The organism is Halomonas sp. GFAJ-1, from assembly GCA_002966495.1.
Classification (GTDB): Bacteria; Pseudomonadota; Gammaproteobacteria; order Pseudomonadales; family Halomonadaceae; genus Vreelandella.
Window position 1 is genome coordinate 2,877,588 of sequence record CP016490.1, and the last position, 26,720, is coordinate 2,904,307.

Genomic DNA, 26,720 nt, shown 5'->3' on the forward strand with positions numbered 1-26,720 from the left:
ACTCATGACTAAAAAGGCCCCTTTCGGAGCCTTTTATGAACTGCTTACAGCTTGCTCTCAAGCTCAGGCAAAAGCTCAAACAGATCCCCCACCAGCCCGTAGTCAGCGACCTGGAAGATCGGCGCTTCGTCGTCCTTGTTAATGGCAACGATCACCTTGGAGTCTTTCATTCCCGCCAGATGTTGAATGGCACCGGAGATACCGACGGCAATATACAAATCCGGAGCGACAATCTTACCGGTCTGCCCTACCTGCATATCGTTGGGCACAAAGCCTGCGTCGACGGCCGCACGGGAGGCGCCAATAGCCGCGCCCAGCTTATCGGCAATGCCGTCAAGCAACTTGAAGTTCTCCCCGTTGCCCATCCCGCGGCCGCCGGAGATGACCACCTTGGCACCGCCCAACTCGGGACGGTCCGACTTCGCCAGCTCTTCTTTGATAAAGCTCGACTGGCTGTTATCTACCACTACGTCCACGGCTTCAATATTGGCGCTGCCGCCTGCGCCTACCGCGTCAAAACCAGTGGTGCGCACGGTGATCACTTTCAGCACATCGGCGCTTTTAACCGTGGCGATGGCATTACCCGCGTAAATAGGCCGCTTGAAAGTGTCGGCGCTGTCGACCGCTATCACGTCAGACAGCTGGCTAACGTCTTTGAGCGCTGCCAGGCGCGGCAGCACGTTTTTCCCGGTGGTGGAAGCGCTAGCTAGCACGTGGGTGTAGCTATCGGCCAGTTCAAACAGCAGCACGCCCATCGGTTCGGCTAGCTGGTGGGCGTAAACGGCGTTGTCGGCAACGCGCACTTTGCTGACGCCATCCAGTTGTGCGGCTGCGTCGGCAGCGGCTTGAACACCCTCTCCGGCAACGAGGACATCAATATCACCACCAATGGCTTTCGCAGCTGCCACGACATGGGCCGTAGCGCCAGCCAGTTGGCCTTCGTGTAAATCAGCAAGTACCAGAATGCTCATGGAATTAGCTCCTATTTAAAGCACCTTAGTTAAAGTACTTTGGCTTCGTTTTTTAGTTTGTCGATTAGCTCGTCTACGGAGGCAACCTTGACACCGCCTTTACGCTCAGCTGGCGATTCCACTTTCATTAGGCTCACCTTGGAAGCCACCTCGACGCCGTAATCAGCAGGCGTTTTCACATCCAGCGGCTTTTTCTTGGCCTTCATGATATCGGGGAGTTTGGCGTAGCGCGGCTCATTCAAACGCAGGTCTGTAGTAACAATCGCCGGCAGCGTCAGTGCAATAGTTTGCAGGCCGCCGTCAATTTCACGGGTAACGTTTACTTTGTCTCCGTCCACCGCCACTTCTGAGGCGAACGTGCCCTGCGGCAGGCTAGTCAACGCTGCCAGCATTTGGCCGGTTTGGTTGTTGTCGGTATCGATGGCTTGCTTGCCAAGAATGACCATGCCCGGCTGCTCTTCCTCGACCACCTTAGCCAGCAGCTTGGCAACCGCCAGAGATTCAACGCGCTCATCGGTTTCGATATGAATGGCGCGATCCGCACCCAGCGCCAGCGCCGTACGCAGCTGCTCCTGGGCCGCTTTGGGCCCCACCGTTACGGCCACGACTTCCGTGGCCACGCCTTTCTCTTTCAGGCGCACCGCCTCTTCCACAGCAATTTCGCAAAACGGATTCATGGCCATTTTGACATTGGTAAGATCAACGTCTGAGTGATCCGCTTTGACACGGATTTTGACGTTGTAATCAATGACGCGTTTAACCGCGACGAGTATTTTCATAAGGCCGGCTCCGGGCGATTAAATAGCACTTTATTTTGCATAGCAAAATACTGTTTTACTTTATAGAAATAACAATAAAAAAACGCCGACCAAAGGTCAAGCGCTTCCGCGTTTTTGCGCCTTTCAAACGGCACTTCTTAAACGCGACCTCTCAAAAGGGTGACCACATAAACCACGCTGCCAATAGCGGAATCGACGCGACCAAAAATCTGCCGTTCCAGCGGTAGCCGATGCGCGTAGCCGGTACGCCGGTAAAACGAGACAAAATCAGCATCGATGCTGTCATCGGCGACGACATTAGCGCCAACGCCCAGCCAACCATCAACGATGCGCCAATTAGCGCAGGCGATAGCCCTTCAATACCAAGCTGTGGTAATAAACCCACCAGCAATGTCACCGTGACAATAGGATTAACGCCTATTTGCGCTAGCCCCACCACCATCAGCATTGCGAGCACGGCGTTAAACGCTCCCCACTGGTTCAGCACAGTTAATAGCGGCGCCAACTGTTGTGTATCCACCAGCCCTACACACAGGTGCCCCAAGTACCCCGCCGCGCCAAGCACCACAATTTCATTGGCGCTGGGTGAAAGCAGCCATGGCAACTGACGATGCACTGTGCTGACGGCAGCAGGTAGCCCTGCATAACCAAGCCTGCGCCGCTGCCAGGCAAGCCAAACCAGCGCTCCTGTGGGCGCACCAATAAGCGCGGCAATCGGTAAGCGCAGTTCTAGTAGCCACGCGATACTAAACACCAGCGCGACAATCCCCAGCAACAGCACACTAAACTGGCCCAGCGGGCGCAATGAGGGTGCGGCTAGGTGGGTTTTACTGGCCTGGGTTTTATTGCCAGGAGGATGCGGCCCGGTGAGAAAATCCACGGCCCATCCCGCCAGAAATATCAGCACCGCCGCGCCCAAAATGTAGGGAGCAAGCTCCAGCCAAGTCACCTGGTGAAGACTCGACAGCACCACCGCCACACCAATACCCATAGGAGAAATCAGCGGCGCCAGGGAAAACCCGCGCAATAGCGCCAGCATCATGCGCCGCTGGCGCGCCTCACGTACCCACACCCGCCCCTGAGCCGCCCCTAGGGTATTGCTTTTTTCAATCATGGCGGCAAACAGGTTAAGTACGCCAATATTGAGAATAATCCCAAATAGCGCTGAACCAAGGGATAAAATTGGGTAGCGACGGCTAGGCGGCTGAAGCAGCATGCTCTGCCCACAACGGCGTACTAAACGCGAGCGATAGGCAGGCAAACGAAGCATACTCAAAGCCACCACAAAGGTGGCAAAAAAAGCAAAACGCCCGCTGGCTTCAAAAAGAAGCTGGCCAGGGTTTGATGCGCGCCAGAGCGCAAGCAGTGTTAACACTCCTGCGGCTAACAGTAACCCTTTCGCCATGCGGGTTAGCTGAGCACCCAGGGTTGTTAAATACAGGATCAGCGCACCGATACCGACGGCTTGCCACACCACACTCCCGAGCACCAGATGAAACAGCGTTGCCAGAGTGACCAGCAGTAGAAAAGAGACCCGCAGGCGGGCTGGACTCACTCAGCGGACTCCCACGGTTTGGTCAGTTGGGGCTGATTATCGGGCATGCCTTCGGGGGACTCACTGCCGCTTCGGCGCCGGAATGATCCCTCACCCACGGCGACTAAATTGCCGTTTCCATCCACTATCTCACCGCTGGTCATATAGGTTTTCTGTCCACCTCCGCGCAGCGTCCCCGTGGCGCGCAGTAACCCTTGCTGCGCGGGCCCGACAAAGGTGGTGGTCAAGGACAGCGTCATGCCGCGGCGAATATTGCCCGGCACGCGACAGTGCAGACCCGCCAAGCTTAGGGCGCTATCCAACATAGAGGCTAATACACCGCCGTGGACATTGCCGCTGCGGTTAAGATGCTTTGGCTCAATGGTCAGTTCAACGACAACTCGCCCCTCTTCCCACTCAACAACGTGCATGCCCAGCAGTTCGTGATAGCCCATTAGCGCCTGCTGAGATGAATGGCTCATTTGCCGCTCTCCTGCTGAGCTAAATCCCGCAGTCGCCCTTTAAGGATTTTTCCGCTGGCTGTGGACGGTAGCGAATCCATTAATACAATTTGCGTGGGCCTTTTGTAGGGCGCCAGCCGCTCGGCGATAAACGCCTTAAGCTCTGTAAGCTCCACCTCGACGCCCGGTTCACACTGAACAAAGGCGACGACTTCTTCGTTCCCGGCGATTTGCCGACCGACCACTGCAGTCAGCGTTACCGCCGGGTGCTCATTAATCACCGCTTCTACGTCCGGTGGGTAAATATTAAACCCCGAGCGGATAATCAGCTCTTTGCTGCGCCCAACGATATAGAGCTGGTCATCATGGTCGAGTTTGGCGATATCGCCGGTATTCAGCCAGCCATCCTCGGTTAATGTTGCGCGGGTTGCCTCTGGCTGGCGAAAATAGCCCTTCATAATATTGGGACCGCGAACCCACAGTTCACCCACTTCTTCGCCAGGCTGCTCAGAAGTTCCGCTATCACTGAGGGGTTCTAGACGATACTCCAGTAGAGGAAGCACGCGGCCCACGGTGCTATTGCTATGGCGATCATCGATGCGCGTTTGACTGATGGTGGGGCTAGCCTCGGTTAATCCATAGCCGTTATGCAGTGCTAGCCCAAAGGCCGCCTCCACGCGCACTTTGGTGTCGCTATCTAACGGTGAGCCACCTGCAGAGATATAAATTAACTCAGGTGCTTCGAGTGGTTGCTGCTCGCGCTTCAAATACTCCAAGGCACGGGCATACATGGCAGGCACGCCCTGGAGGACAGTTATTCGTTCCTGTTTCAGAGCCGCCAGCAGTTGAGCGGCATCAAAGCGCGGCACGGTATATAGGCAAGCGCCATTATACAGCGACCCCATACACACCGAGGAGAGACCAAACACGTGAGACATTGGCAATACGCCGTAGACCCGCTGGCCTTCGCTTAAATGGCGCATACCGCCTGAGATTGAGGCAATGTAAAGAATACCTCGGTGGGTCAGCATGACGCCTTTCGGTGTCCCGGTAGTGCCCGAGGTGTAGATCATCGCTGCCACTTGCTCGCCACCGCTTATGCTCACTGGCTCAGGCTCACTGTCATAAAGCGGCGAGATCCCGAGACCACCCAATGTAGGGTGCTGATAGCGGTCGGTTGCGTGACGCTGAGCGTGCTGGCCAGCCTCAGGCGAAGCATCACAGGTATAGAACACCCGCCGGGGCAGGCAGTTACCCTGAATCAGGTCAACTTCTTGAGCCGATAGTCGTGAATTAACAATCGCGACCCATACATTAAGCTCACTGGCTGCCAGCAGTAAGACAACCAGGGCACGACAGTTTTCACTCACTGTCATAATGCGATCGCCAGGACGAATACCCATCGTGCTTAACCAGTCGCAAGCGGCGTGTATTTCCTCACCAAGCTCAGCGTAGCTCCAGCGCACATCGCCATCCACAATGGCAGGATGCTCACTAAGCAATTTGGCATTTTCCAGCACGCGGGTACTCAGCCGGTCGGGAAGCTCTGCTACCAGTTCACTGGCGAGGCGACCAAAGATGCTTTCATCCGGCGCTTGGTAAGAGACCGATAAAGCCATTAAGACGCCTCCCGCACCATATTCCGCGCAATGACGATTTGCTGAATCTGTGTCGTCCCTTCGTAAATGCGGAATAGCCGTACATCGCGGTAAAAGCGCTCAACGGCATATTCGGACATATAGCCTGCACCGCCATGTACCTGCACTGCACGGTCGGCCACTCGCCCCACCATTTCTGCACAAAACAATTTGCAGCAAGAAGCCAAGGTAGACACATTTTCGCCATCGTCTTTGCGGCGTGCAGCATCCATCACCATGGTTTTGCCTGCATAGGCTTCGGTTTTACTATCCGCTAGCATCGCTTGAATCAATTGATGCTCAGCAAGGGCTGCGCCAAACTGTTTACGCTCCATGGTATAGCGCAGCGACTCTTCTACTAATCGCTCAGCAACACCTACACAGACCGCTGAAATATGCAGCCGTCCGCGATCAAGCACCTTCATTGCGGTTTTAAAACCTTGTCCCTCTTTTCCGCCAATAATATTTTCGGCGGGCACCCGGCAGTTATCGAAAATAATATCGCAGGTATGAGCGCCCTTCTGTCCCATTTTGCTATCGGCAGGGCCGCGAATTAATCCAGGCGTATCGCCTTCCACAATAAAGGCTGATATGCCGCCAGCGCCTTTGTTAGCAGGATCCGTGCGAGCCATTACGGTAAATAAATCAGCTTCAGGGCCATTGGTGATATAGCGCTTGGTGCCATTCAAAATGTAATGATCGCCATCGCGCACCGCTGTAGTACGCAGGCTGGCAGCATCAGAGCCTGAATCCGGCTCGGTCAAACAAAAAGAACTTAAAATCTCGCCGGTGGCCAAGCGCGGCACATACTTTGCTTTTTGCTCGTCGGTGCCATCAATCAAAATCCCTTGGGCGCCAATACCGTTGTTGGTACCAAACACTGAGCGAAAGGCTGGCGATGTTTTACCAATTTCTATCGCTACCAGGGCTTCCTCCTCCATGGTAAGCCCTAGGCCGCCGTACTCTTCTGGAATCGATAGCCCAAACAGACCCATCTCTTTCATTTCCGCTAGAAGCTCCGGAGGCACTGCATCCTCTTCCGCTAAACGCGCCTCGTTAGGAATTAAGCGCTCACGGACAAAGCGAGAAATAGTATCAACAAGCTGATTAAGCAGTTCGGGATCGCGGATCATGACGGCTCCTGGTGGCAACAGTTTTTTATCGTTAGAAGTGGCGCTTGCTGAGTGGCTTACGTCAAAGAGTGCGCCATCTATTTTGCATAGCGAAATTAGTGTTCACTCAGCTTGTCAGGCACTTTTGCATAGCCTAGGATGGCAGTCAATAATTGAAACACCATTCTGCATTGCAAAACTTGGCTATTAAAAATTCTATAACAAGAACTCACTCAAGAGAGGATTTAGCGTATGTCCAGCGAATCAACGACGTGCTCTTTTACCACGCTTGGCATTGTCGGTACCGGCGCTATGGGGCGTGGCATCGCTCAGCTGGCGGCTCAGGCAGGTCTAAACGTTATGCTTTTCGATGTAAAAGAAGGGGCTGTGAAAGAGGCTAAGCACTTTATTAATGGCTTATGGCAGCGAAGCGCTGAGAAGCAGCGAATTACCCCAGAACAGGCCCAGCACTATAGCGAGCGGCTACTCGAAGCAAACGCGCTCAACGCCCTCGCCCCTTGCGATATCGTGGTGGAAGCCATTGTTGAAAAGCTGGAGGCCAAGCAGGGGTTATTTAGCGATTTAGAAGCGATTGTCAGCCAACAGGCGGTATTGGCGACCAATACTTCTTCGCTCTCAGTCACGGCCATTGCCGCCGCCTGCCAGCATCCCGAACGCGTCATTGGTTTTCACTTCTTTAACCCCGTCCCGCTAATGAAAATTGCCGAGGTCATCCCCGGTCTTCGCACATCAGCCGACGTAACTCAGCAGGTCAACGCGCTCGGTAAAGCCATGGGCCATTTCACAGCCCAGGCCACCGATACCCCTGGGTTTCTGGTCAATCATGCCGGTCGCGCCTTCGGTACCGAGGCCCTGCGCATTTTAGGCGAAAGCGTAACAGACCCGGCCACCATTGACCGCATTATGGTCGACCAGGGCGGTTTCAAAATGGGCCCCTTTACGCTACTCGATCTTACCGGGCTGGATGTCTCTCACGCGGTGATGGAGTCGGTTTACCACCAATATTATGAGGAGGCACGCTTTCGCCCCTCACCCTTAACTCGGCAACGTTTGGCCGCGGGCTTGCTGGGCCGCAAAACCGGTGAAGGCTTTTATCGTTATGTGGATGGCAAGCAGCAAATGCCGGAAGCACCCGATATTAAGTCTGTATCCCCTTGCCCGGTATGGATCAGTCAGGACGACCCCGAAAGCGCTGACGCACTCGCAGCGTTAGTAACCGCTGCCGGCTGGCCGTTAGAAACAGGAGCAACTCCCTCTGGCCAAGCACTGTGCCTGCTTACCCCGTTTGGAGAAGATGCCACCAGCTGTGCGCTACGCCAGGGGCTAGATGCTAAACAGTGCGTCGCCGCGGATATGCTCGCCGGACTAGATAAACGCCGAAGCCTAATGGCCACGCCGGTGACCGGCACCGCCTACCTTCAGTCAGCGTGCAGCCTGTTCAATCACGATGGCACACCGGTAAGCACCTTGCAGGATAGTAATGGCTTTGTTCTGCAGCGCATTATTGCCTGCATCGTCAACGTAGGGGCGGACATTGCTCAACAAGGCGTCGCCGAACCTACCACTATCGACCGGGCAGTTGAGCTTGGCTTGGGCTACCCCTTCGGTCCATTGCGCATGGGCGACCATTACGGCGCCACGCGCATCATGACGATACTGACCAACCTGCTTGATGCCACCGGTGACCCTCGGTATCGCCCTAGCCCGTGGTTACGCCGTCGCGCCGCACTGCAACTATCGTTAACCACTGTGTAACGCACATCCAAATAACAAGGAGCTCTACTATGCAACACGCCTATATTTACGACGGTTTACGTACCCCTTTTGGTCGCCATGGCGGTAGCTTGGCGGCGATTCGGCCAGATGAGTTACTCGGCCTCACTCTCAAAGCACTGGTGGCCCGTAATCCTTTCGCCCTAGAGAGCTATGAAGAAGTGCTGGCAGGCTGTACCAACCAGGCAGGCGAAGATTCACGAAACGTAGCGCGCCATGGGGGGCTGTTAGCCGGCTTGCCTATCGAAGTGGCCGCCCAAACGGTGAACCGCCTTTGCGGTAGCGGCCTTGCGGCAATGATGGATGCAGCCCGGGCGGCACGGCTAGGCGAAGGCGAGCTGTTTTTAGCGGGCGGTGTAGAGTCCATGTCTCGCGCGCCTTACGTGCTGGGCAAGGCGGACTCCCCCTTTGCTCGCAATCAGCCAATGTATGACACAGTGATCGGCTCGCGCTTCCCTAACCCTCATATTGCCAAAGCGTTTGGCAGCCACAGCATGCCGGAAACCGCCGATAACATCGCTCATGACTTGAGTATCAGTCGCGATGCTAGCGATGCCTTTGCCGCCCGCTCCCAGGCGCGCTATGCAAAAGCGCTCTCAGACGGCTTCTATGACGGCGAAATGATGGGCGTTGAGGTACCCCAAGGGCGCAAGCTGCCGCCACTATTGGTTGATAAAGACGAGCATCCGCGCCCCCAGAGCACCGAAGATAAGCTTGCCAAGCTAGGCGCGCTATTTGAAGGCGGCGTAGTCACCGCCGGGAATGCCTCAGGCCTGAATGATGGCGCTGCCGCTTTGATTGTCGGTACGCAGGCCGCCGGAGAGCGCGTCGGTATAACACCCCGTGCACGAATTGTTGCCAGCGCCGTTGCCGGTGTAGCCCCTCGGGTGATGGGTTTAGGGCCAGTGCCTGCGTCACAAAAAGCGCTTGCTCGTGCAGGGCTCACCCTTGAGCAGATGGACGTTATCGAAATTAACGAAGCGTTTGCCGTGCAAGTGCTTGGCTGCGTTCAACAGTTGGGGCTTTCTGCCGATGACTCACGCTTGAACGCAAACGGCGGCGCTATTGCTATCGGCCATCCGCTGGGAGCTTCTGGGGCGCGCTTAGCACTTACCGCGCTGCGCCAGCTTGAAGCCACTAATGGCCGCTATGCGCTGGTTACCATGTGTATTGGTGTGGGCCAGGGTATCGCAACGGTTATTGAGCGGCTGGAGCGCTGAGCTAGCCATACTGGCAGCATATTTCGTTGATGCACGTATAAGCCGTTGCTAAGTAGATATGCGATAATTGCCCTTAAATAAGCCATTTAGTTGGGACTCTTAATGCAACCCGTTGACACCACTGGTGATGATTCACAACTGCCCGAAAAAGATCGTAACTTCGTAACCGCATTAGCACGCGGGCTAGAGCTGCTGCGTGCTTTTGGCGCGGGTGAAGAGTATTTAGGCAATGCCGAACTCTCGAACCGGACGCATATCCCTCGTCCCACGGTGTCACGGTTAACCTATACCCTTACACAGCTTGGCTATTTGCAGCACAACACTCATTTGGAGAAATATCGGCTCGGCCCAGGTGTATTGGCGCTGGGGTATCGCTTTCTTGCCAATATGGGCATTCGTGAAATTGCCCGACCGCATCTGCAGAAGTTCGCCGATGCCACTGACTGCAATGTGAGCCTGGGGGGTGCCGACCGCAATGATATGGTTTATCTGGAAACCTGTCATGGTCATGGCCCTCTCATTATCCGCTTGGATGCTGGCTCGCGGTTGCCTATTGCCACCTCAGCCATCGGCCGCGCCTGGCTATGTGGTTTGTCTGACGAAAGGCGCCAGCAGGTGCTTCAAGAGCTGGCTGAGGTGTATGGCAGTGAGTGGCCACGCTATGAGGCGGGCATTCAGCAGAGCTTCAAGGATTATGCTCAATACGGCTTTTGCCTTTCTGAGCAAGAGTGGCAGCGCGATATAAGCGCAGTAGCTATGCCGCTTATCCTAGAGGATGGCGCAGAAGTAATGGCTATTAACTGTGGCGGTTCCAGTCTACGCCTAGACCATGATCGCTTAATTAACAATTTAGGGCCTCGCTTAAAAGAAGTAGCCGCCAATATTAAGCAGGAGCTAGCACCGCGATATCGTGTTTCACGTTAAGTAGTTCATAACTTTTCTTTAACTAACACTCGTTTGATTGCATCATAAGGCCATCACGTTACCGTGGATGTCGATGAGGAGCAGGGATGCCAAACGAGTGGATAACCAACGAGAGCGGGAAGCTATCGCTTCACGGTGAGTGGACGCTTGGCAATTTTCATACCCTAAAGCGCGCGCTTAGCCAACAGCGTCAGCTATCTTCACATACTCACGTCATGCTAAACGGTATTGAACGCCTGGATACCGCAGGTGCGGCGTTGATTGTTGAAATGATCGGCATTGAAAAGGCCAAGCAAGTGCCCGAGTGGGCTGGTGACTTACCGAAAGAGCAACAGGCGTTGCTGGTGCGCATTGCCGAAGCAATGGAAGCGCCTCTGGATATCCAACCCCGTAAACAGCAGCGAATAACTGATGCGCTGGCTACCACCGGTCAGCAAGTGATTGGGCTGTGGTCTCAACAGCGCCAACTGCTAGCCTTTATTGGCTTGGTACTTGCCACTTTTTTCTCCTTACTACTGCGCCCCAGCCGCTGGCGCTTCACCGCCATGATTGCCCATATTCAGCAAAGTGGCTTGAATGCGGTGCCCATTGTCGCTCTTTTAACCTTCATGGTGGGAGCCGTGGTCGCTTTCCTGGGCGCCACGGTGCTCGCGGAGTTTGGCGCCACCGTCTACACCATCGATTTGGTCGCCTTCTCTTTTCTACGCGAATTTGGCGTTCTACTTGCCGCTATTTTGCTCGCTGGCCGCACCGCAAGCGCATTTACTGCGCAGTTGGGCGCTATGAAATCCAATGAAGAAATTGATGCCCTTCAAGCACAAGGCCTTGATCCTATTGAGCTGTTGGTACTTCCCCGGGTCATGGCGATGCTGATCAGCCTACCGCTACTGGCCTTTGTTGGCATGCTCTGCGGGCTGTTAGGTGGCGCCGTAGTGGCAACCCTCTCACTGGATATACCCCTTACTCAATTCATGAACACGTTACAAAAGGATGTCTCGGTAACGCACTTTTTGGTAGGGCTTAGCAAGGCACCTGTATTTGCGTTTGTGATTGCTGTGATCGGCTGCCTGGAAGGCTTTAAGGTTAGCGGCAGCGCGCAATCAGTGGGTGAGCATACTACCTCTAGCGTCGTGCAATCGATTTTTATGGTGATTTTGCTGGATGCCCTGGCTGCGCTGTTCTTTATGGAGATGGGCTGGTGATGGCGTCAGATAAACCTACACAACAAGCCAATCAGCCGGTGATTAAAGTCCGAGGGTTGGTGAATCGCTTTGGCGACCATGTTGTTCATGAAGACCTGGACTTCACCCTTGAGCGCGGTGAAATCCTGGGGGTAGTGGGCGGCTCGGGAACAGGAAAGTCAGTTCTACTACGGAGTATTGTTGGCTTAAAGCGACCTAATGACGGCATTATTGAAGTGTTAGGTACGCGCTTAAATGACCTCAACGAAGAGCAGCGTAGTCAAGTAGAGCGGCGCTTTGGCGTGTTGTTTCAGCGCGGCGCCCTGTTTAGCTCGCTAAACTTGCAGGAGAACATTGCGTTACCGCTCATTGAGCACGCAAAGCTTTCAAGAGAAGAAGCAGAGTATTTGGCACGAATCAAGCTGTCGCTGGTGGGGCTTTCACCTAATACCGCACTGCAATTTCCTGAGTCGCTTTCGGGCGGGATGATAAAACGCGCAGCGCTGGCCCGTGCCCTTGCGCTAGACCCAGACATTCTCTTTCTCGATGAGCCAACGGCGGGCCTTGACCCTATTGGTGCGGCAGCTTTTGATGAACTGCTGGTTACCCTGCGCGATGCGCTGGGCTTCAGCGTTTTTCTGGTGACCCATGACCTGGATACGTTATACGCGGCCTGTGACCGGGTAGCGGTTATTTCGCAAAAAAAGGTGCTTGTAGCTGACACGCTTGCGCGCGTCGCATCGTACGACGATGAGTGGATACAAGATTATTTCCAAGGCCCCAGGGGCAGAGCGGCACAACACGCTCATCAACAATAGACGCTCATCAACCACAGGAGAACGCATATGGAGACGCGTGCCCATCACATACTGATTGGACTCTTCACGCTACTAACAGGGGTTGGTGCGCTGCTGTTTGCACTATGGATGAGCCATGCAGCAGGCGAACGAGACTACCAACCTTATCAAATTTTATTTGAGCGCAGCGTCAGTGGCCTTTCCGTTGGCAGCAGAGTGCAATATAACGGTATCGAAGTAGGGAATGTGACCGGCTTAGAATTAAACCCAAGAGACCCGCGCCAAGTCATTGCAGCGATTCGCGTGTACGAGGATACCCCCGTCAAACTGGATACCCGCGCGAAGCTGGCATTTGCTAATATCACGGGCAGTATGTCAGTTCAGCTACACGGTGGCAGTCCGGAAAGCCCACGCCTGACCGACCAAACCAGTGATGACGCGCCATTCATTCAGGCGGATGCTTCGCCTATCGCTACGCTCTTTGACGAGGGCGAAGAGATGATTGAGAACATCAATTCCATTCTTCGAAACGTCAACGAGCTGTTCGACGATGGTAACCGGGAACAAGCAGGCAATATCCTCACTAACATTGCCCAAATCACTGACATGATAGCTTCCCAACAGGCAGCGCTTGAAGAAAATATGGCGCTGTTTGGTGACGTGTCACGCCAAGCCACCACTACCCTTGGCAGCATTGACGCGCTTAGTCAGGAAGCTACACAGCTACTGAGACAGGATGGAAAGCTAGTAATGGAGAGCGCGGCTGTCGCCAGCCGTGATGTCGCTAGTGCCGCTCAGCGTATTGAGCAGTTGGTAAATGACAATGCGGGTGACGTTGAGAGCACGCTACAGGGTACGCGGGATATCGCCCCCGCCCTTTCTGCGCTGCGCTCTATGCTTAATTCGTTAGACCGCATTACCCGTCAACTTGAAGAGAGCCCCAGAGATTTTTTCCTGGGTCGTGATCAGGTAGAGGAGTTCCGCCCATGAGCCTTCGTTCCCCGCTTACAGTCGTCATGTTGGCGACTTTATTGCTAACCTTTGGCGGTTGCTCAATACTGCCGGAAAGCGAACCCGCCACGTTCTATCGGCTGCCCGCATCTACGCCCTCTGCTACGTCAGAAGCAACCTCCTCAGCACTCCCTATACGGCTGGGTATAGCGACCCCTGAAGCTGGCCACTTGCTAAGCAGTAACCGCATTGTGGTGTATCCAGAGCGCAATGTGGTTAATGTATACGAAGGCTCTCGATGGCATGAAGATGCACCGGCTATGCTACAAGCTCGGCTGATTACTGGTTTACAGCAACGCCAGCTGTTTACTAGCGTAGGTAGCGACCGCCTGCCTCATGATCTATTACTACTTAGCGAGCTACGCCACTTTCAAAGCGAGTACGACACCACCCCGCCCAGCGTTAAGATTCAGCTAGACGTACAACTGGTAGGTACTCAAGATCGTCAGCCAATAGTGGCCAACAGTTTCTCAACTCGCACCCAGGCAAGCAGTGCTGAAATTCCTGACGTAGTTGATGCTTTTGGCCAAGCAAGCGATGTGCTCACCCAGCAGTTGGCGACATGGCTGGGGGATCAAGCCCGCAGTTTATAAGCCATTTATGAGTGCTTTCTTAGGAACGCCCGAGGGTTTTTAGGGTAGTAGTGCTCGGGCTGACGCTCAAGGTGGGTGAAAAACCGCGTATCTTTATAGGGCATTTTCATAAACCCAGACACCCCAAGCCCCTCGATCTGGCTAACGGAGTCCAGCATACGCGCCAGCAAGCTGCAAAACTCTTGCTCGCGGCTAGGATCAAGTAACCGATAATAGCTGTGGATTTTAAGATGCTTAGGCAGTGCTTCGAAGATAATCATCCCCGTATGATGAATCTCATTAAGCCGCTTTAATATCTGCATAATGCTGTTGGGAAGCGCAAGAAGCTCTTCTGGATCAGGACCATCTTCAAAGTAACTATGCTGACGAGTGCGGTCTTCCATTTCAGGCGCCGCGCTAAGTTCATAGCTAATCACCATGCCCGGCTCACAATGAAATGACGCCTGCACACTGTCGCGTTCTAAGTGCAGCGTCTGGCGGGCATTAAACAGGCAGCTTTTGAAAATCCCCTGACGATGAATAGCACGGGCCAAATGCACCATGTTATTAACCGCTTCGATAAAGGCAGTTTTTAACGCCGGGTCGTGCAGATTAAGTGACGAATCGATATAGACACCTTCCCGCTCCCAACGCACTGCTAGGCCGCCCACCACGGGGTATTTTCCCAAACGGCTCACCGAGGCCAGAAAAGCCTTTTCGGTCTCTCCCATGCCCTGCATAAACTGCTTGTAATAGCGGTCCAGCTGCACATCATTAACGTCGTTAAGCGTTTCTTCCGCGTTCGCTTCACGTAGAAAGGCTTTGCGCGAGCTATACACCACTGTGTCTATTTCTTGTCGCGCGGGACGCCCCCATACCGGCACAAGCGGTGTTTGTGGTGTAACGGGTAGGTCAATCATCACCCCTTGGGCTAGTCGTGGCATGGCGCTTAAAAAATAGTCCCCAGCACGCCGACGCATTTGCGGGTCAGGGTCCAGCATACCGTCTAAGGTGCGGGCAAACTCCATTGGCAGCCCCAGTGAGCTTGCCGGGATGGCACGATGCCCAAAACGGCAGGATTGTGCTGAGGCGAGCGCATAAAGCGTGCCCGCCACGCCCTGCTCGTCAAAGCGCGGCGACGAGAGTGCCCCGTTAAGCTGCTCCTCCCCTATAAAGTAGACATCCCCTAAGCGGGCGTTCGTTTGCTGCAAGTTATCCGACATCAGCTCCATCACATTCGCGCCTACAAACTGCAGCTTTTCATCCAGTTGCGCAAACACAGAGGAGCCCCAGTCAATCAGCGCGACCTGCTCGGTTGAGGGGTTAAACACCAAATTAGAAGGCTTGATGTCACCGTGCACGACGGGGCGGGCATTAGGGCCTGCTTCACGGCGAAGCGTTGTCAGAATATCTGCCAGTTGAACGGCAATGCGGATAATTAAGCGGGGAGAAAGCTTCCCCTCTTTGAGCGAGACCTGCTCCAGGTTCCAGCCTGGCGCACGCTCCATCACCAGGATTGACTGGCCTCTCGCACGCTGGTAGGCCACTAGTTTAGGAATCAGCGGGTGGGCCACTTGATCGAGCATAAACGCTTCTTCTTCGAGGCGTTCTTGCAGATGCGCGGGTAGGGTAATACGCGAAAACTTGAAAACGTAGTGGGCAGGTACACCTTGCTCAAGCGCACTGCCCGCAAATACGAACCCATAGGCACCTTTGCCGATAAGCTCAATTCCCGTGTAGCCAAGCTGGGTGAGCTGTGTTTGGCACAGCGCCACCCAGTCTTTGAGCTTACGGGCATCATGGTGGCTTAGCAGATATACCGACTGCTCTTCAGGTATATAAAACTGCTGAAGCGGTGCCTGAGTCATGGGTTAACGTGCACCTAGCCCAAGTGCAGCAGCATGGTTTCCGGCGCTTCTAAAAAACCTTTCCAAGCGTTACAGAAACGCGCGATGGTACCACCATCAATAAAGCGGTGGTCTCCTGCCCAGGTGATCGTCATAATCGCCCGACGCTGCACCGCACCATGCTCATCAAAGCGCGGCAGCCACTGGGTTTTGCCAATGGCCACAATAGCCGCTTCAGGGGCATTAATAATCGGCGCTGCATAGGTCCCACCCAGCGCTCCGATATTGGAAATGCTGATGGTGCCGCCTTTTAGGTCTGCCTGATCTACGCGGCCCTCTCTCGCGGAGGTGGTTAACCGCCCTACTTCACGGGCTATATCCAGCAGCGTCAGTTGCTCAACGCCTTTGACATTAGGCACCAGTAAGCCCGCTTTACTATCTACTGCCATACCGATATTGCACTGGGCATAGTAGTGAAGCTCGTCACCTGCGGCATTAAGCTGGGCATTAACGATCGGTGCTTGGGCAACGGCAAGCGCCATCGCTTTCATAAAGAAAGGCATCAGCGTCAAGCGTTCGCCCAGGGCCTCTACTTGTGGCTTTAAGCGCTCGCGCAGGGCTAGCAGCTCGGTAACGTCAATCTCTTCGCCGTAGTGAAAGTGCGGAATGGTGCTTGCAGACTCAACCATTCGCTTGGCCATCACCGCTCGCACGCCACGCAGCGGCTCAACCCTAGGCGTCTGTGGTTCGCTTCGCACCAAAGGCTGGCCACTCACTTGGTTTGCAGATGCTGGCACTAGCGCCGTTTGGTCAAGGTGCGCCAGCACATCCTCTTTTAATACCCGGCCATCTTTACCGCTACCTGAAATGTCGTTTAACTGCAGCTCATGTTCCCGTACCAAACGACGAACCGCGGGGCTAGCGGGTACTTTTCCCATGGTGGTTTTACCCATGGAATTGCTCGGTGCAGCATGTGACGACGATGATTCCCTGGATTTAGGCGCCGAATGCGCTTGCGCAGCTGCTTTGGGCGCTTCCGCTGTATCAGCATCGCTGCTTTGCCCTGTCCCGCCCGTTACCTCACTTTCTAACTGATAGGCATACAGTGGCGCATGCACCTTGGCCACTTGGCCCTGGGGCACATAGAGCTTAGTGACGATGCCTGGCTCTGGTGCAGTAATCTCTACCAGCGCTTTGTCGGTCATTACCTCAACAATTGGCTGGTCTTCTTCAATTCGATCACCTTCAGCAACGCGCCATTCAACGACTTCGCACTCAACAATGCCTTCACCGATATCCGGCAGCATAAAATCGCTCATTATTTTTCTCCCTGGCGCTAAAAGTTAACGCTTTCGCGAATCGCTTCAAAAATTTTCAGATGGTCGGGCAGATACTCTTTTTCCAGCACTAGCGGGAATGGCGTATCCAGCCCAGTCACCCGTGAAATGGGCGATTCCAGATAGAGAAAACAACGCTCTTGAATGGTCGCAGCAATTTCTCCTGCAAAGCCGCCGGTTAAGGGGGCTTCGTGGCTAACAATCAAGCGTCCGGTTTTGAGCACTGACTCCGCCACCGTATCTTCGTCCCACGGCAGCAGGGATCTTAGGTCAATAACCTCACAGGAAATACCTTGCTCTTCGGCAAGCTCTGCGGCTTTACCAATAACCTCCATCTGCGCGCCCCAGCCCACTAGCGTGATGTCACTGCCCTCTTTGACAATCTCAGCTTCACCTATCGGCAGTTGATAATCCTCTTCCGGCACGTCGCCTACCGCTGCACGGTAGAGTCGCTTAGGCTCAAGAAAAAGCACGGGGTCTGGGTCGCGAATAGCCGCCAACAACAACCCTTTAGCTTGATAGGGGTTGCGGGGCACCACCACTTTCAGGCCTGGCGTATGCGTGAAGTACGCTTCTGGAGATTGCGAGTGATAGAGACCGCCTGAAATACCGCCGCCGTAGGGCGTGCGGATGGTTAAACCGCCTACGTTAAACAAATCTCCCGACCGATATCGGAACTTGGCTGTTTCATTAACAATTTGGTCAAACGCAGGAAAGATATAATCGGCAAACTGAATTTCCGCAACGGGCACCGAGCCTTGTGCGGCTAAGCCGTTAGCAAAGCCGATGATTCCCTGCTCCACCAGCGGCGTGTTGAAACAGCGAGCTTTGCCATATTTTTCCTGTAAATGGCTGGTGGCACGAAAAACCCCACCAAATACCCCGACGTCTTCACCAAAGCAGATCACTTTTTCATCTTCGGCCATGGCGATATCAAGGGCGTTATTAATCGCCTGTAACATATTCATCGTAGGCATTTTACGCATCCCCCTGGGAATCAGTGGCCGTATCAACATCCAGGTCAAGAGACTTGGCACCTTTCGGGTACGCGTCTGGGTAGCGACGAATATGACGCTTGAGCTGGTCTAGCTGACGTTGTAGCGCGGGGGTGACATCGGCGTAGACATCGCTAATCAATGAGTCCAGCGGCGGCGGCGGGCGTTTTTCAGCTCGTTTCAGGGTGTCGAGCACCTCTCTTCGCAGGCTCTCTTGCTGGGCAGCCTCCTCTTCTTCACTCCACCAGCCCTTTTTAACGAGCCACTTTTGCAGGCGCAGCAGTGGGTCTTTCGCTCTCCATATCTCTTCTTCCTCCTTCGAGCGATAGCCGGAAGGGTCATCAGAGGAAGAGTGAGCCGCAAGCCGATAGGACATTGCCTCAATCAACACAGGCTGGTTTTTCTCTACGGCAATTTTACGGGCCTGGGTAGTCGCTTCAAACACCGCTAGTGCATCATTACCGTCCACACGAATAACATGCATGTGGTAGCCGAATGCCCGCGGCGCAATTCCATCGGCGGCGAACTGTTCCGTAGAAGGCGTCGAAATGGCATAACCGTTGTTACGGCAGAAGAAAATCACTGGCACTTGATGCACCGAGGCCATATTGAGTGCGGCGTGAAAATCCCCTTCAGAGGCGGCGCCTTCGCCAAAGAAGGTCAGCGTGCAGTGGCCATCCCCCGCCAGTTTTTGGCCGTAAGCATAGCCAGTCGCCTGAGGAATTTGCGTAGCAAGGGGGGAGGAAATCGTCATGTAGTGCAGCTTGCGCGAGCCATAGTGGATCGGCATTTGCCGACCCTTTCCATAATCCAGCTCGTTACCAAAGAGCTGGTTCATGAATTCGTCAATGGAGAAGCCGCGGTACATCAAAGCGCCCTGCTCACGATATTGCGCCATGATCATATCAGCGTCGTTAAGTGCGGCAGTTGCCCCGACGACGGCTGCCTCCTCACCCGTGCACTGCATGTAGAAACTAAGCCGCCCCTGGCGCTGAGCGGCTAGCATGCGTTCATCAAGAATGCGGGTTGCTAGCATCGCTTGATAGAGCCGTCTCGCGTGGTCACGCTCAAGGGCTGGCTCACTGGCACCTTCATAAAGCTCGCCCTCTGGGTCGAGCAAACTAAAAGTGTCAATTGTAAACTCGTCACCGGTCAAGAAGAGCGGCTGATGTACGTACTGTGTCATCATTATTATCCTTGTTTTGCCCCTTTTGAGGGCAGTGTTGTCGGTGCTGACCTTTTATGCCAGTGGATTTATCTGACAGCGATCAACGCAACACAAGGACATTAACTCAGTAGGCTACTTTAGGGGATACAACTTAAGACGCAGAAAGGCGGGAACGTAGGGTTTGTTGGTAAGCATCGAAGAGGCTGTCCACTGTCAACGCTAGCAGTGCTATGAGCAAGGCCCCCTGCACTACATAGGCCATATTGCCATTCACAATGCCGGCAATAATGGGGTCACCTAAGTTACTGGCACCCACCGTCGCGCCTAAGGCAGCGGTTGCGATGTTAATCGTTACCGATGTTCGAACACCCGCCAGTATCACGGGTGCGGCTAAGGGCAGCTCAACGCGATGCAATACTTGCCAGGGAGTCATGCCCATGGCAAGCGCTGCCTGTTTGATATCAGCGCTTACCCCCTGGAGACCCGCCAAGGTATTACGCACAATAGGCAGCAGCCCATAAAGCATCAGCGCGACGATAATAGGCAGCGTACCAAAGCCCAGCGTAGGCACTGCTAGCGCCAATACAGCCACAGGCGGAAACGTCTGCCCGATGGAAGCTAACTGCCCAACTAGCGGTAAAAAATCTTGCCCACGTTTGCGGGTAACCGCAATTCCTGCCAGCACCCCCACTAAGACCGTGACCACCGCTGCGACCCCCACCACCAATAAGTGGCGACCTAATAGATTAGAAAACTCAGCCCGGCGATATATGACCTGACGTGCATCAGGCTCCAACCAGCGGAACACGCTCTCCAGATAGGGCATAACTAACACAGCAGCAACTAACAGCACGCCCCAAATAAGGGGTAACACCCACCCATGGTGAGCGTTTGATGAAGGCTCAATACGCCGACTAGTAAGCATCGCGTGCACTAACCTTATCTAGCTGCGCTTCTTTAACAATTTTTCGCAACGAGAGCTCTCCGATCGGCATATCTTGCTGGTCTACCACCGTAAGCCGGTCACAATGGTCGCGCAGCATCATGGAAAGCGCCTGACGGAGAGAGTACTCAGCAGGCACTCGCGACTGAGCCGGTAGGCTTTGCCCAAGAGAGGTCATGTGATCTTTCACTCGGGTCAGCGCTGCCTGTTTCAGGCCCCGCTCAAGCCCCCCTAGCAGCGAATCGACGAAAGGGTCTTCCGGGTGCTGCAATAGCGCCAGCGGCGTTCCCTGTTGGACAATTCGTCCGTTGCGCATCACCACTAAATGATCGGCAAGCTTTAGGGCCTCATCCATATCGTGGGTCACGAACACCACTGTTTTATGCAGGCGCGCCTGAAGCTTGACCATTTCATCCTGAAGTTTTTCACGGGTGATAGGATCAAGGGCGCCAAACGGCTCATCCATTAATAGAATATCAGGATTGGCGGCTAACGCCCGGGCAACGCCCACACGCTGAGCCTGGCCTCCCGACAGCTGATGAGGATATTTATGGGCAAACTCTTCTATCGGCAGACCCAGCATTCCCATGAGTTCTTCTACTCGCGCGGTGACCTCGTCACGCGGCCACTTCAAAAGCCTGGGTACCAAACCAATATTACGCGCGACCGTCCAGTGGGGGAAAAGTCCGGTACTTTGGATGACATAACCAATACGTCGGCGAAGCTTTACGGGGTCGTAACTCTGGATAGCCTGACCGTCAAGCAGGATGTCGCCTGCGCTATGTTCGATGAGGCGGTTAATCATACGTAGGGTGGTGGACTTACCACAGCCAGAGGTACCGACCAACGCACAGAACTTTCCCTTGGCAACACGCAGCGATATATCATCAACGGCGGCTTCTTCACCAAAGTGCTTTGATACATGGGAAAGCTCTATCATTCATGTCCTCCGGGACGCAGCGCGTCGGCCAACGCCCCTAAGCCAGCGTCAACGACCAACGCTAGTAATAAAATAGGGAGAGCACCAAGTAGCACCATATCCATCGCAGCCTGGCCTAGTCCCTGAAAAATAAAGGTGCCCAGCCCTCCTGCACCAATCAATGCCGCTACTGCGGTTAAGCCTATCGCTTGGACAGTGGTAATACGTACGCCCTCTAACAGCACCGGCAAGGCCAAAGGAAAGCGTACCTGCCAAAAGCGTTGGCTACTGCGCATTCCCATCGCTTTAGCCGCTTCCAAGGTGTCACTACTTACCTCTTCCAGCGCGATGTAAGTATTACGCACCATAGGCAATAAACTGTATGTGATCAGCGCGATTAACGCGGGCGTGGTACCAATTCCACTCACCCCGAGCTTTGCTAAAAACGGAAGGTTAGCCGCTACCCATGCCAGAGGCGCCAGTAGCAGGCCAAATAGTGCGATACTGGGAATGGTTTGTAAAAAACTCAGCAGAGAAAAAGCAATTTTTTGTAGCTTGGCATAGCGTCGCATTAGCATTGCTAACAGCAAACCTGCCACAACGCTCACCCCCACCGCCGTGCTGACTAAATGAATATGTTGAAGCGTGGCGCGCCAAAACTGCTGCTCACGGGCCTGAAATTCCTGCACCAGCGCCATATTCTGCAGCCACAACGAAGCACTCAACCACCACACAACACCCACGCAGCTCAATAACAGCGTGGTCGCAAGTCGAGACAAACCCAGCCGAAGACGTAGCTCTACCAGGCAGAGTAACAGTATAAACAGCAGCGACCAGGAAGCGGCGCCAATGCTTAAACGCGCTTGAGGGAGATCAGGGTCTACTAACCAATGACTAGCGACCATCAGGCCAAACGGCATAAGTAACAGCATGACAATTACTAGTGCCAACATTGCCCGGTAGTTAGCCTGCGTTGGAAGCAGCGCCAATGCAGCCAGCGCACTTATCAATAATGAGATGAGTAGCGCCCCAAACCACCCCACTGCGTCTAATAGGTGGTAAGAGGTACCTGGTACAATTCGGTTGGGAGCAACACTGACCGGGTTTAACAGCCAGATAACCGCCAACATCACTAGGCTTAAACTCAACAGCACCGCATTAGGGTGCCATATGCGCTGATTCAGCTTAGCGATGGGCAGCGCATCAGTTAACGGCATTCATTAGTCATCCAAGCTATCAAGGTAATCACGTGCCACTTGGTTAGGCGATAAGCCATTAACCGCTACGTCAGCATTTAAGGACTGCAGCGTGACTAAATCCAGCGTCGCAAACACATCGTTAAGCAGCGCTTCAATACGGGGATGCGCCTCTAAGACGCCTGCACGCACAACAGGGGCGGGTTGATAAACCGGCTGTACGCCTCTGGAGTCTTCCAGCACCACCAAGCCAAGCGCACTCAAACCACCATCAGTACCATAGGTCATCGCCGCATTGACACCACTCGTTTGCTGCGCAGCGGCGCGCATTGTCGCTGCCGTGTTACCGCCGGATAGCACTAGCAATTGATCGCCGCTTAGCTCGAACCCATAGGCTTCTTGAAAGGCCGGAAGCGCTTGTTCAGATTCGACAAACTCCGCGCTGGCGGCAAATTTAAACACTCCACCTTCGGCTAAATATTCGGCAAGATCGTCCAGGGTGACCAGCTCATGAGCTGTGGCCACATCTTCTCGAACACTCATCGCCCAGGTATTATTGGCACTCGCGGGCTGCAGCCAGACAAGCCCTTGCTCCGCATCACGCTCTTTAACCGTTTGGTAGGCATCTTCAGCACTGTTCCACACCGGGCTATCGGTCATATCGAAGAAAAACGCACCGTTACCGGTATATTCAGGGTAAAGATCAATTTCGCCGGCTTGTAGCGCACTACGTACTACGCTAGTGCCCCCAAGCTGCAAACGGTCTTGAGTAGCAATGTCGTTACGTTCTAAGGTTTGAATGATTAACTCACCCAGCACCGATCCTTCCGTATCTATCTTGGAAGAAACGACAACCGGATCACTGGCGTTAGCCGCCGAGAAAACCAGGGCTGATAAGCCAGCGGCGAGTATAGGTTTCATGACATAGCGCATCTTAGTTGTCCTTTTCATAAGCGGCTTTTGCAGTCACTTCAGTATAAGAGCCATCTGCGTTGAAGTCAGACGCCGCTCTCGCGGCGTCTGAACGTTGCGATTTATTGAGGCGCTTCAATAACCCACGTGGTTCCTTCCCGAGAGTCTTTTAGAATAATACCAAGCGCTGCCAACTCGTCGCGGATCGCGTCTGCTTGCGCAAAATCTTTACTGGCTTTAGCCTCTTTGCGCTGGGCAATTTTAGCTTCAATCTCGGTCTCGCTTAGCGCAACGCCGTGCTGCTGCGCCCCCTTTAAAAAGGTGTCGGGCGACTGCTGTAGCAAGCCCAGCACGCTGGCTAAACGCTTAAGCTCAAGTGCAAGAAGCAGAGCTTTTTGAGGGGACTCACCTTTCGCACGATTAACCTCACGGGCTAAATCAAACAGCACCGCCAGTGCTTCAGGTGTGTTGAAATCATCATCCATCGCCGTCGTGAAGCGTTCGCTATAAGCAGCAACTTCTTCTTTGCTGGCGATAAACGCGACCTCACTGGTTGGCGCCTGCTGTAACTCTTCACCTACACTTTCCTGTACCTCTACGCCCTCCAGTGCCGTATAAAACCGCGTCAACGATTTACGTGCCTCGACCAGTGAATCCACCGAATAATTAATCGCGCTACGGTAGTGGCTGGCCACTAACAGATAACGCACAACCTCTGGATCGTGCTCTGCCAGCACGTCACGGATAGTGAAAAAGTTGCCTAAGGATTTTGACATCTTTTCCTGATTAACCCGCACAGCGCCTGCGTGCATCCACGTATTAACGTAGGTTTTGCCGGTAGCCGCCTCAGACTGGGCAATTTCATTTTCGTGGTGAGGAAACGTGAGGTCGGGACCGCCACCGTGAATATCGAAAGTATCACCTAAGCAGCAGGTCGACATGGCAGAGCACTCGATATGCCAGCCAGGACGCCCATCTCCCCATGGCGAGGGCCAGTGTGCCTCAGTAGGCTTGGCGGCTTTCCATAGCACGAAGTCGAGCGGATCTTCTTTATGAACATCCACGTCCACCCGTGCGCCCGAGCGCATATCGTCGAGCTGACGATTATTCAGCTTGCCGTAGTTCGCAAATTTCCGCACTCGGTAATAGACATCGCCATTTTTAGCAGGGTAAGCAAAGCCTTTATCAATGAGTGTTTCGATCATCGCGATGATATCGCCAATATGCCCCGTAGCGCGTGGCTCCCTGCTCGGTGGCAGCACGTTTAGGCGCGCTTCATCATCGTGCATTGCATCAATCATACGCTCCGTCAGCGCGCTGATCGTTTCTCCGTTCTCGTCAGCGCGCTTAAGGATTTTGTCGTCTATATCGGTGATATTGCGAACGTAGGTAACATCGTAACCGCGATGGCGAAGATAGCGGGTAATTACATCAAAGGCCACCATGACTCGTGCGTGACCAAGGTGACAATAGTCATACACCGTCATACCACAGACATACATGCTTACTTTACCCGCGACGAGCGGGGTAAACGGTTCTTTGCGGCGTGTCAGCGTATTGTAAATCTGCATATGACTATTCCTTAACCCTTCTGTTTGATTTTCGCCCAGCTATCTTTTAATCCTACGGTCCGGTTAAACACCGGCTGTCCTGGTTTGGAGGCGTGACGGTCGGCACAAAAATACCCCATCCGCTCAAACTGAAAACGATCTTCGGGGGCCGCATCGGCCAAACTAGGCTCACCAATCGCCTGACAAACCGTCAGAGACTCAGGGTTGAGGTGCTCTAGGAAGTCGACATCTTTGTCACGATCCGGCTGCTCAACTAAGAACAGGTTTTCATACAAGCGAACTTCCATGGGCACACCGTGGGCCGCGCTCACCCAATGAATGACGCCTTTCACTTTGCGCCCTTCTGGGTTTTTGCCCAGGGTATCGAAATCTACTGAGCAGTGCAGCTCGGTCACCTCGCCCGCTGCGTCCTTAATCACATCATCGCAGCGAATCACATAGCTATTGCGCAACCGCACTTCTTTCCCCGGCGCTAGGCGGAAGAACTTTTTAGGGGCATCTTCCATAAAGTCATCATGGTCGATGTAAAGCTCGCGGCCAAACGGCACTTTACGCACGGCCATATCATCCCGCGCGGGATGTCCCGGCACTTCGTAGACTTCTTCATGGTCTTCCGGAACGTTGGTCAACACCACCTTAAGCGGTTTTAGCACACACATACCACGCGGAGCATTGTCCTCAAGGTCTGAGCGAATCGCATGGGTCAGCATGGCGATATCAACCAAGCCACCGTCAGCCCGGGTAACACCGATCATTTCACAGAACTTACGAATTGAGGCTGGTGTGTAGCCACGACGGCGCATACCGGAAATTGTCGGCATACGCGGGTCGTCCCACCCATCGACAATGCGCTCATCAACCAATAGCTTCAACTTGCGCTTAGAGGTTAGCGTGTAATCAAGATTCAGGCGGGCGAACTCAATTTGGCGCGGTTTCGCTGGCACTGGAAGGTTGTTTAAAAACCACTCATAAAGCGGGCGGTGATCTTCAAATTCCAACGTGCAGATTGAGTGGGTAATGCCCTCGATAGCATCTGATTGGCCATGGGTGAAATCGTAAGAGGGGTAGATTTTCCACTTATCCCCAGTTTGATGATGGTGGGCGTGCCGAACGCGATAGAGGATCGGGTCGCGCAAATTAATATTGGGAGACGCCATATCAATTTTAGCGCGCAGCACTTTTCCACCTTCTGCAAACTCGCCGATACGCATCCGCTCAAGCAGATCAAGGTTCTCTTCAACGCTACGCTCGCGGTAAGGGCTTGGCTTGCCAGGTTCAGTTAAGGTACCGCGATACTCGCGGATTTCGTCCGGCGATAAATCGTCAACATACGCTTTGCCCTCACGGATTAAGTGCTGCGCCCAGATATAGAGCTGGTCGAAGTAATCTGATGCAAAGCGTACCGGGCCAGCCCACTCAAAACCCAGCCAACTGACATCTTCCTGAATGGCATCAATATACGCTTGCTCTTCTTTCGCCGGGTTGGTGTCGTCAAAACGTAGGTGACACTCACCACCCAACTGCTCCGCCAACCCGAAATTTAGGCAGATCGACTTAGCGTGACCGATATGCAGAAAGCCATTAGGCTCGGGGGGAAAGCGCGTGACAATTTTACTGACCTGGCCGCCCTCAATTTCCTCGCGTACTTGGTTGCGGATGAAGTTCGGCGCAGGGGTGGTCTCGTTGGTCATGGTGGTGTTGATAACCTCATGGTGGATGGCGTGCTAGGCAACCGATGCCTACGCTAATAGGGTTAGCGCTTCGCGGCGCCGGGCAAAACCGCTATTATAACGTGACGCCGATGCACAGCGCCAAGGCGAACGCCTTTATTGAACAGGA

At 54.0% G+C, this 26,720-nt stretch carries 23 protein-coding genes; 7 read left to right on the forward strand and 16 right to left on the reverse strand.

The genetic code is table 11. From position 1 onward, the window contains the following. Positions 1-44: 44 nt before the first annotated feature. The 6 genes from BB497_12955 to BB497_12980 all read right to left on the reverse strand — a co-directional run bounded on the left by BB497_12955 (position 45) and on the right by BB497_12980 (position 6,515). On the reverse strand, positions 45-971 hold the full coding sequence (locus BB497_12955) for an electron transfer flavoprotein subunit beta (GenBank protein AVI63545.1): 927 nt from the start codon (positions 969-971) through the stop codon (positions 45-47). Between the two features lie 29 nt (positions 972-1,000). Further along, complete coding sequence (locus tag BB497_12960) at positions 1,001-1,750, reverse strand: electron transfer flavoprotein subunit beta (GenBank protein AVI63546.1); 750 nt, start codon at positions 1,748-1,750, stop codon at positions 1,001-1,003. Positions 1,751-1,901: 151 nt separating this feature from the next. Next, positions 1,902-3,305, reverse strand: a complete 1,404-nt coding sequence (locus BB497_12965; GenBank protein AVI63547.1) for a hypothetical protein — start codon at positions 3,303-3,305, stop codon at positions 1,902-1,904. Beyond that, positions 3,302-3,766 (reverse strand): phenylacetic acid degradation-related protein, encoded by a 465-nt coding sequence (locus BB497_12970; GenBank protein AVI63548.1) that lies wholly within the window; start codon positions 3,764-3,766, stop codon positions 3,302-3,304. Before BB497_12970 ends, BB497_12965 begins: the two co-directional genes overlap by 4 nt. Beyond that, complete coding sequence (locus BB497_12975; GenBank protein AVI63549.1) at positions 3,763-5,364, reverse strand: long-chain fatty acid--CoA ligase; 1,602 nt, start codon at positions 5,362-5,364, stop codon at positions 3,763-3,765. Before BB497_12975 ends, BB497_12970 begins: the two co-directional genes overlap by 4 nt. Next, positions 5,364-6,515, reverse strand: a complete 1,152-nt coding sequence (locus tag BB497_12980) for an acyl-CoA dehydrogenase (GenBank protein AVI63550.1) — start codon at positions 6,513-6,515, stop codon at positions 5,364-5,366. Before BB497_12980 ends, BB497_12975 begins: the two co-directional genes overlap by 1 nt. A gap of 231 nt (positions 6,516-6,746) precedes the next feature. Between BB497_12980 and BB497_12985 the strand changes: the two genes are divergently transcribed. The 7 genes from BB497_12985 (at position 6,747) to BB497_13015 (ending at position 14,014) form a co-directional block, all read left to right on the forward strand. After that, entirely contained in the window at positions 6,747-8,270 is a 1,524-nt protein-coding gene (locus tag BB497_12985) for a 3-hydroxyacyl-CoA dehydrogenase (GenBank protein AVI63551.1), read from the forward strand. 29 nt (positions 8,271-8,299) lie between these two features. Then, entirely contained in the window at positions 8,300-9,508 is a 1,209-nt protein-coding gene (locus tag BB497_12990) for a beta-ketoadipyl CoA thiolase (GenBank protein ID AVI63552.1), read from the forward strand. Between the two features lie 102 nt (positions 9,509-9,610). After that, the gene (locus BB497_12995; GenBank protein AVI63553.1) at positions 9,611-10,432 is read left to right on the forward strand and encodes an IclR family transcriptional regulator; all 822 of its coding nucleotides are present in this window, start codon (positions 9,611-9,613) and stop codon (positions 10,430-10,432) included. 86 nt (positions 10,433-10,518) lie between these two features. Next, the gene (locus tag BB497_13000) at positions 10,519-11,634 is read left to right on the forward strand and encodes an ABC transporter permease (protein ID AVI63554.1); all 1,116 of its coding nucleotides are present in this window, start codon (positions 10,519-10,521) and stop codon (positions 11,632-11,634) included. Then, complete coding sequence (locus BB497_13005; GenBank protein ID AVI63555.1) at positions 11,634-12,431, forward strand: ABC transporter ATP-binding protein; 798 nt, start codon at positions 11,634-11,636, stop codon at positions 12,429-12,431. The genes BB497_13000 and BB497_13005 overlap by 1 nt, the downstream gene beginning before the upstream one ends. A 27-nt stretch (positions 12,432-12,458) precedes the next feature. After that, entirely contained in the window at positions 12,459-13,400 is a 942-nt protein-coding gene (locus BB497_13010; GenBank protein AVI63556.1) for an ABC transporter permease, read from the forward strand. Further along, on the forward strand, positions 13,397-14,014 hold the full coding sequence (locus BB497_13015) for a hypothetical protein (protein ID AVI63557.1): 618 nt from the start codon (positions 13,397-13,399) through the stop codon (positions 14,012-14,014). Before BB497_13010 ends, BB497_13015 begins: the two co-directional genes overlap by 4 nt. Before the next feature lie 5 nt (positions 14,015-14,019). Here the strand turns inward: BB497_13015 and BB497_13020 are convergent, their stop codons facing one another. The 10 genes from BB497_13020 to BB497_13065 all read right to left on the reverse strand — a co-directional run bounded on the left by BB497_13020 (position 14,020) and on the right by BB497_13065 (position 26,572). Then, the gene (locus BB497_13020; protein AVI63558.1) at positions 14,020-15,861 is read right to left on the reverse strand and encodes a serine/threonine protein kinase; all 1,842 of its coding nucleotides are present in this window, start codon (positions 15,859-15,861) and stop codon (positions 14,020-14,022) included. Between the two features lie 14 nt (positions 15,862-15,875). Then, positions 15,876-17,159 carry a dihydrolipoamide acetyltransferase gene (locus tag BB497_13025; GenBank protein ID AVI63559.1) on the reverse strand — a complete coding sequence of 428 codons (1,284 nt, stop codon included), beginning with the start codon at positions 17,157-17,159 and terminating at the stop codon, positions 15,876-15,878. Positions 17,160-17,176: 17 nt separating this feature from the next. Then, positions 17,177-18,154 carry a 2-oxoisovalerate dehydrogenase gene (locus BB497_13030; protein ID AVI63560.1) on the reverse strand — a complete coding sequence of 326 codons (978 nt, stop codon included), beginning with the start codon at positions 18,152-18,154 and terminating at the stop codon, positions 17,177-17,179. A gap of 1 nt (position 18,155) precedes the next feature. Beyond that, on the reverse strand, positions 18,156-19,358 hold the full coding sequence (locus BB497_13035; GenBank protein ID AVI63561.1) for a 3-methyl-2-oxobutanoate dehydrogenase: 1,203 nt from the start codon (positions 19,356-19,358) through the stop codon (positions 18,156-18,158). 133 nt (positions 19,359-19,491) lie between these two features. Next, a complete protein-coding gene (locus tag BB497_13040; protein ID AVI63562.1) occupies positions 19,492-20,265 on the reverse strand; it encodes an osmoprotectant uptake system permease in 774 nt (257 codons plus the stop codon). After that, on the reverse strand, positions 20,255-21,223 hold the full coding sequence (locus BB497_13045) for an ABC transporter (GenBank protein AVI63563.1): 969 nt from the start codon (positions 21,221-21,223) through the stop codon (positions 20,255-20,257). The genes BB497_13040 and BB497_13045 overlap by 11 nt, the downstream gene beginning before the upstream one ends. Continuing rightward, positions 21,220-22,419: an ABC transporter permease gene (locus BB497_13050; protein ID AVI63564.1), complete on the reverse strand. Its 1,200-nt coding sequence runs from the start codon at positions 22,417-22,419 to the stop codon at positions 21,220-21,222. The genes BB497_13045 and BB497_13050 overlap by 4 nt, the downstream gene beginning before the upstream one ends. A 3-nt stretch (positions 22,420-22,422) precedes the next feature. Further along, positions 22,423-23,331, reverse strand: a complete 909-nt coding sequence (locus BB497_13055) for an osmoprotectant uptake system substrate-binding protein (GenBank protein AVI63565.1) — start codon at positions 23,329-23,331, stop codon at positions 22,423-22,425. Between the two features lie 101 nt (positions 23,332-23,432). Then, on the reverse strand, positions 23,433-24,881 hold the full coding sequence (locus BB497_13060) for a cysteine--tRNA ligase (protein AVI63566.1): 1,449 nt from the start codon (positions 24,879-24,881) through the stop codon (positions 23,433-23,435). An 11-nt stretch (positions 24,882-24,892) separates the two neighbouring features. Further along, positions 24,893-26,572, reverse strand: a complete 1,680-nt coding sequence (locus BB497_13065; GenBank protein AVI63567.1) for a glutamine--tRNA ligase — start codon at positions 26,570-26,572, stop codon at positions 24,893-24,895. Between the last annotated feature and the right edge of the window lie 148 nt (positions 26,573-26,720).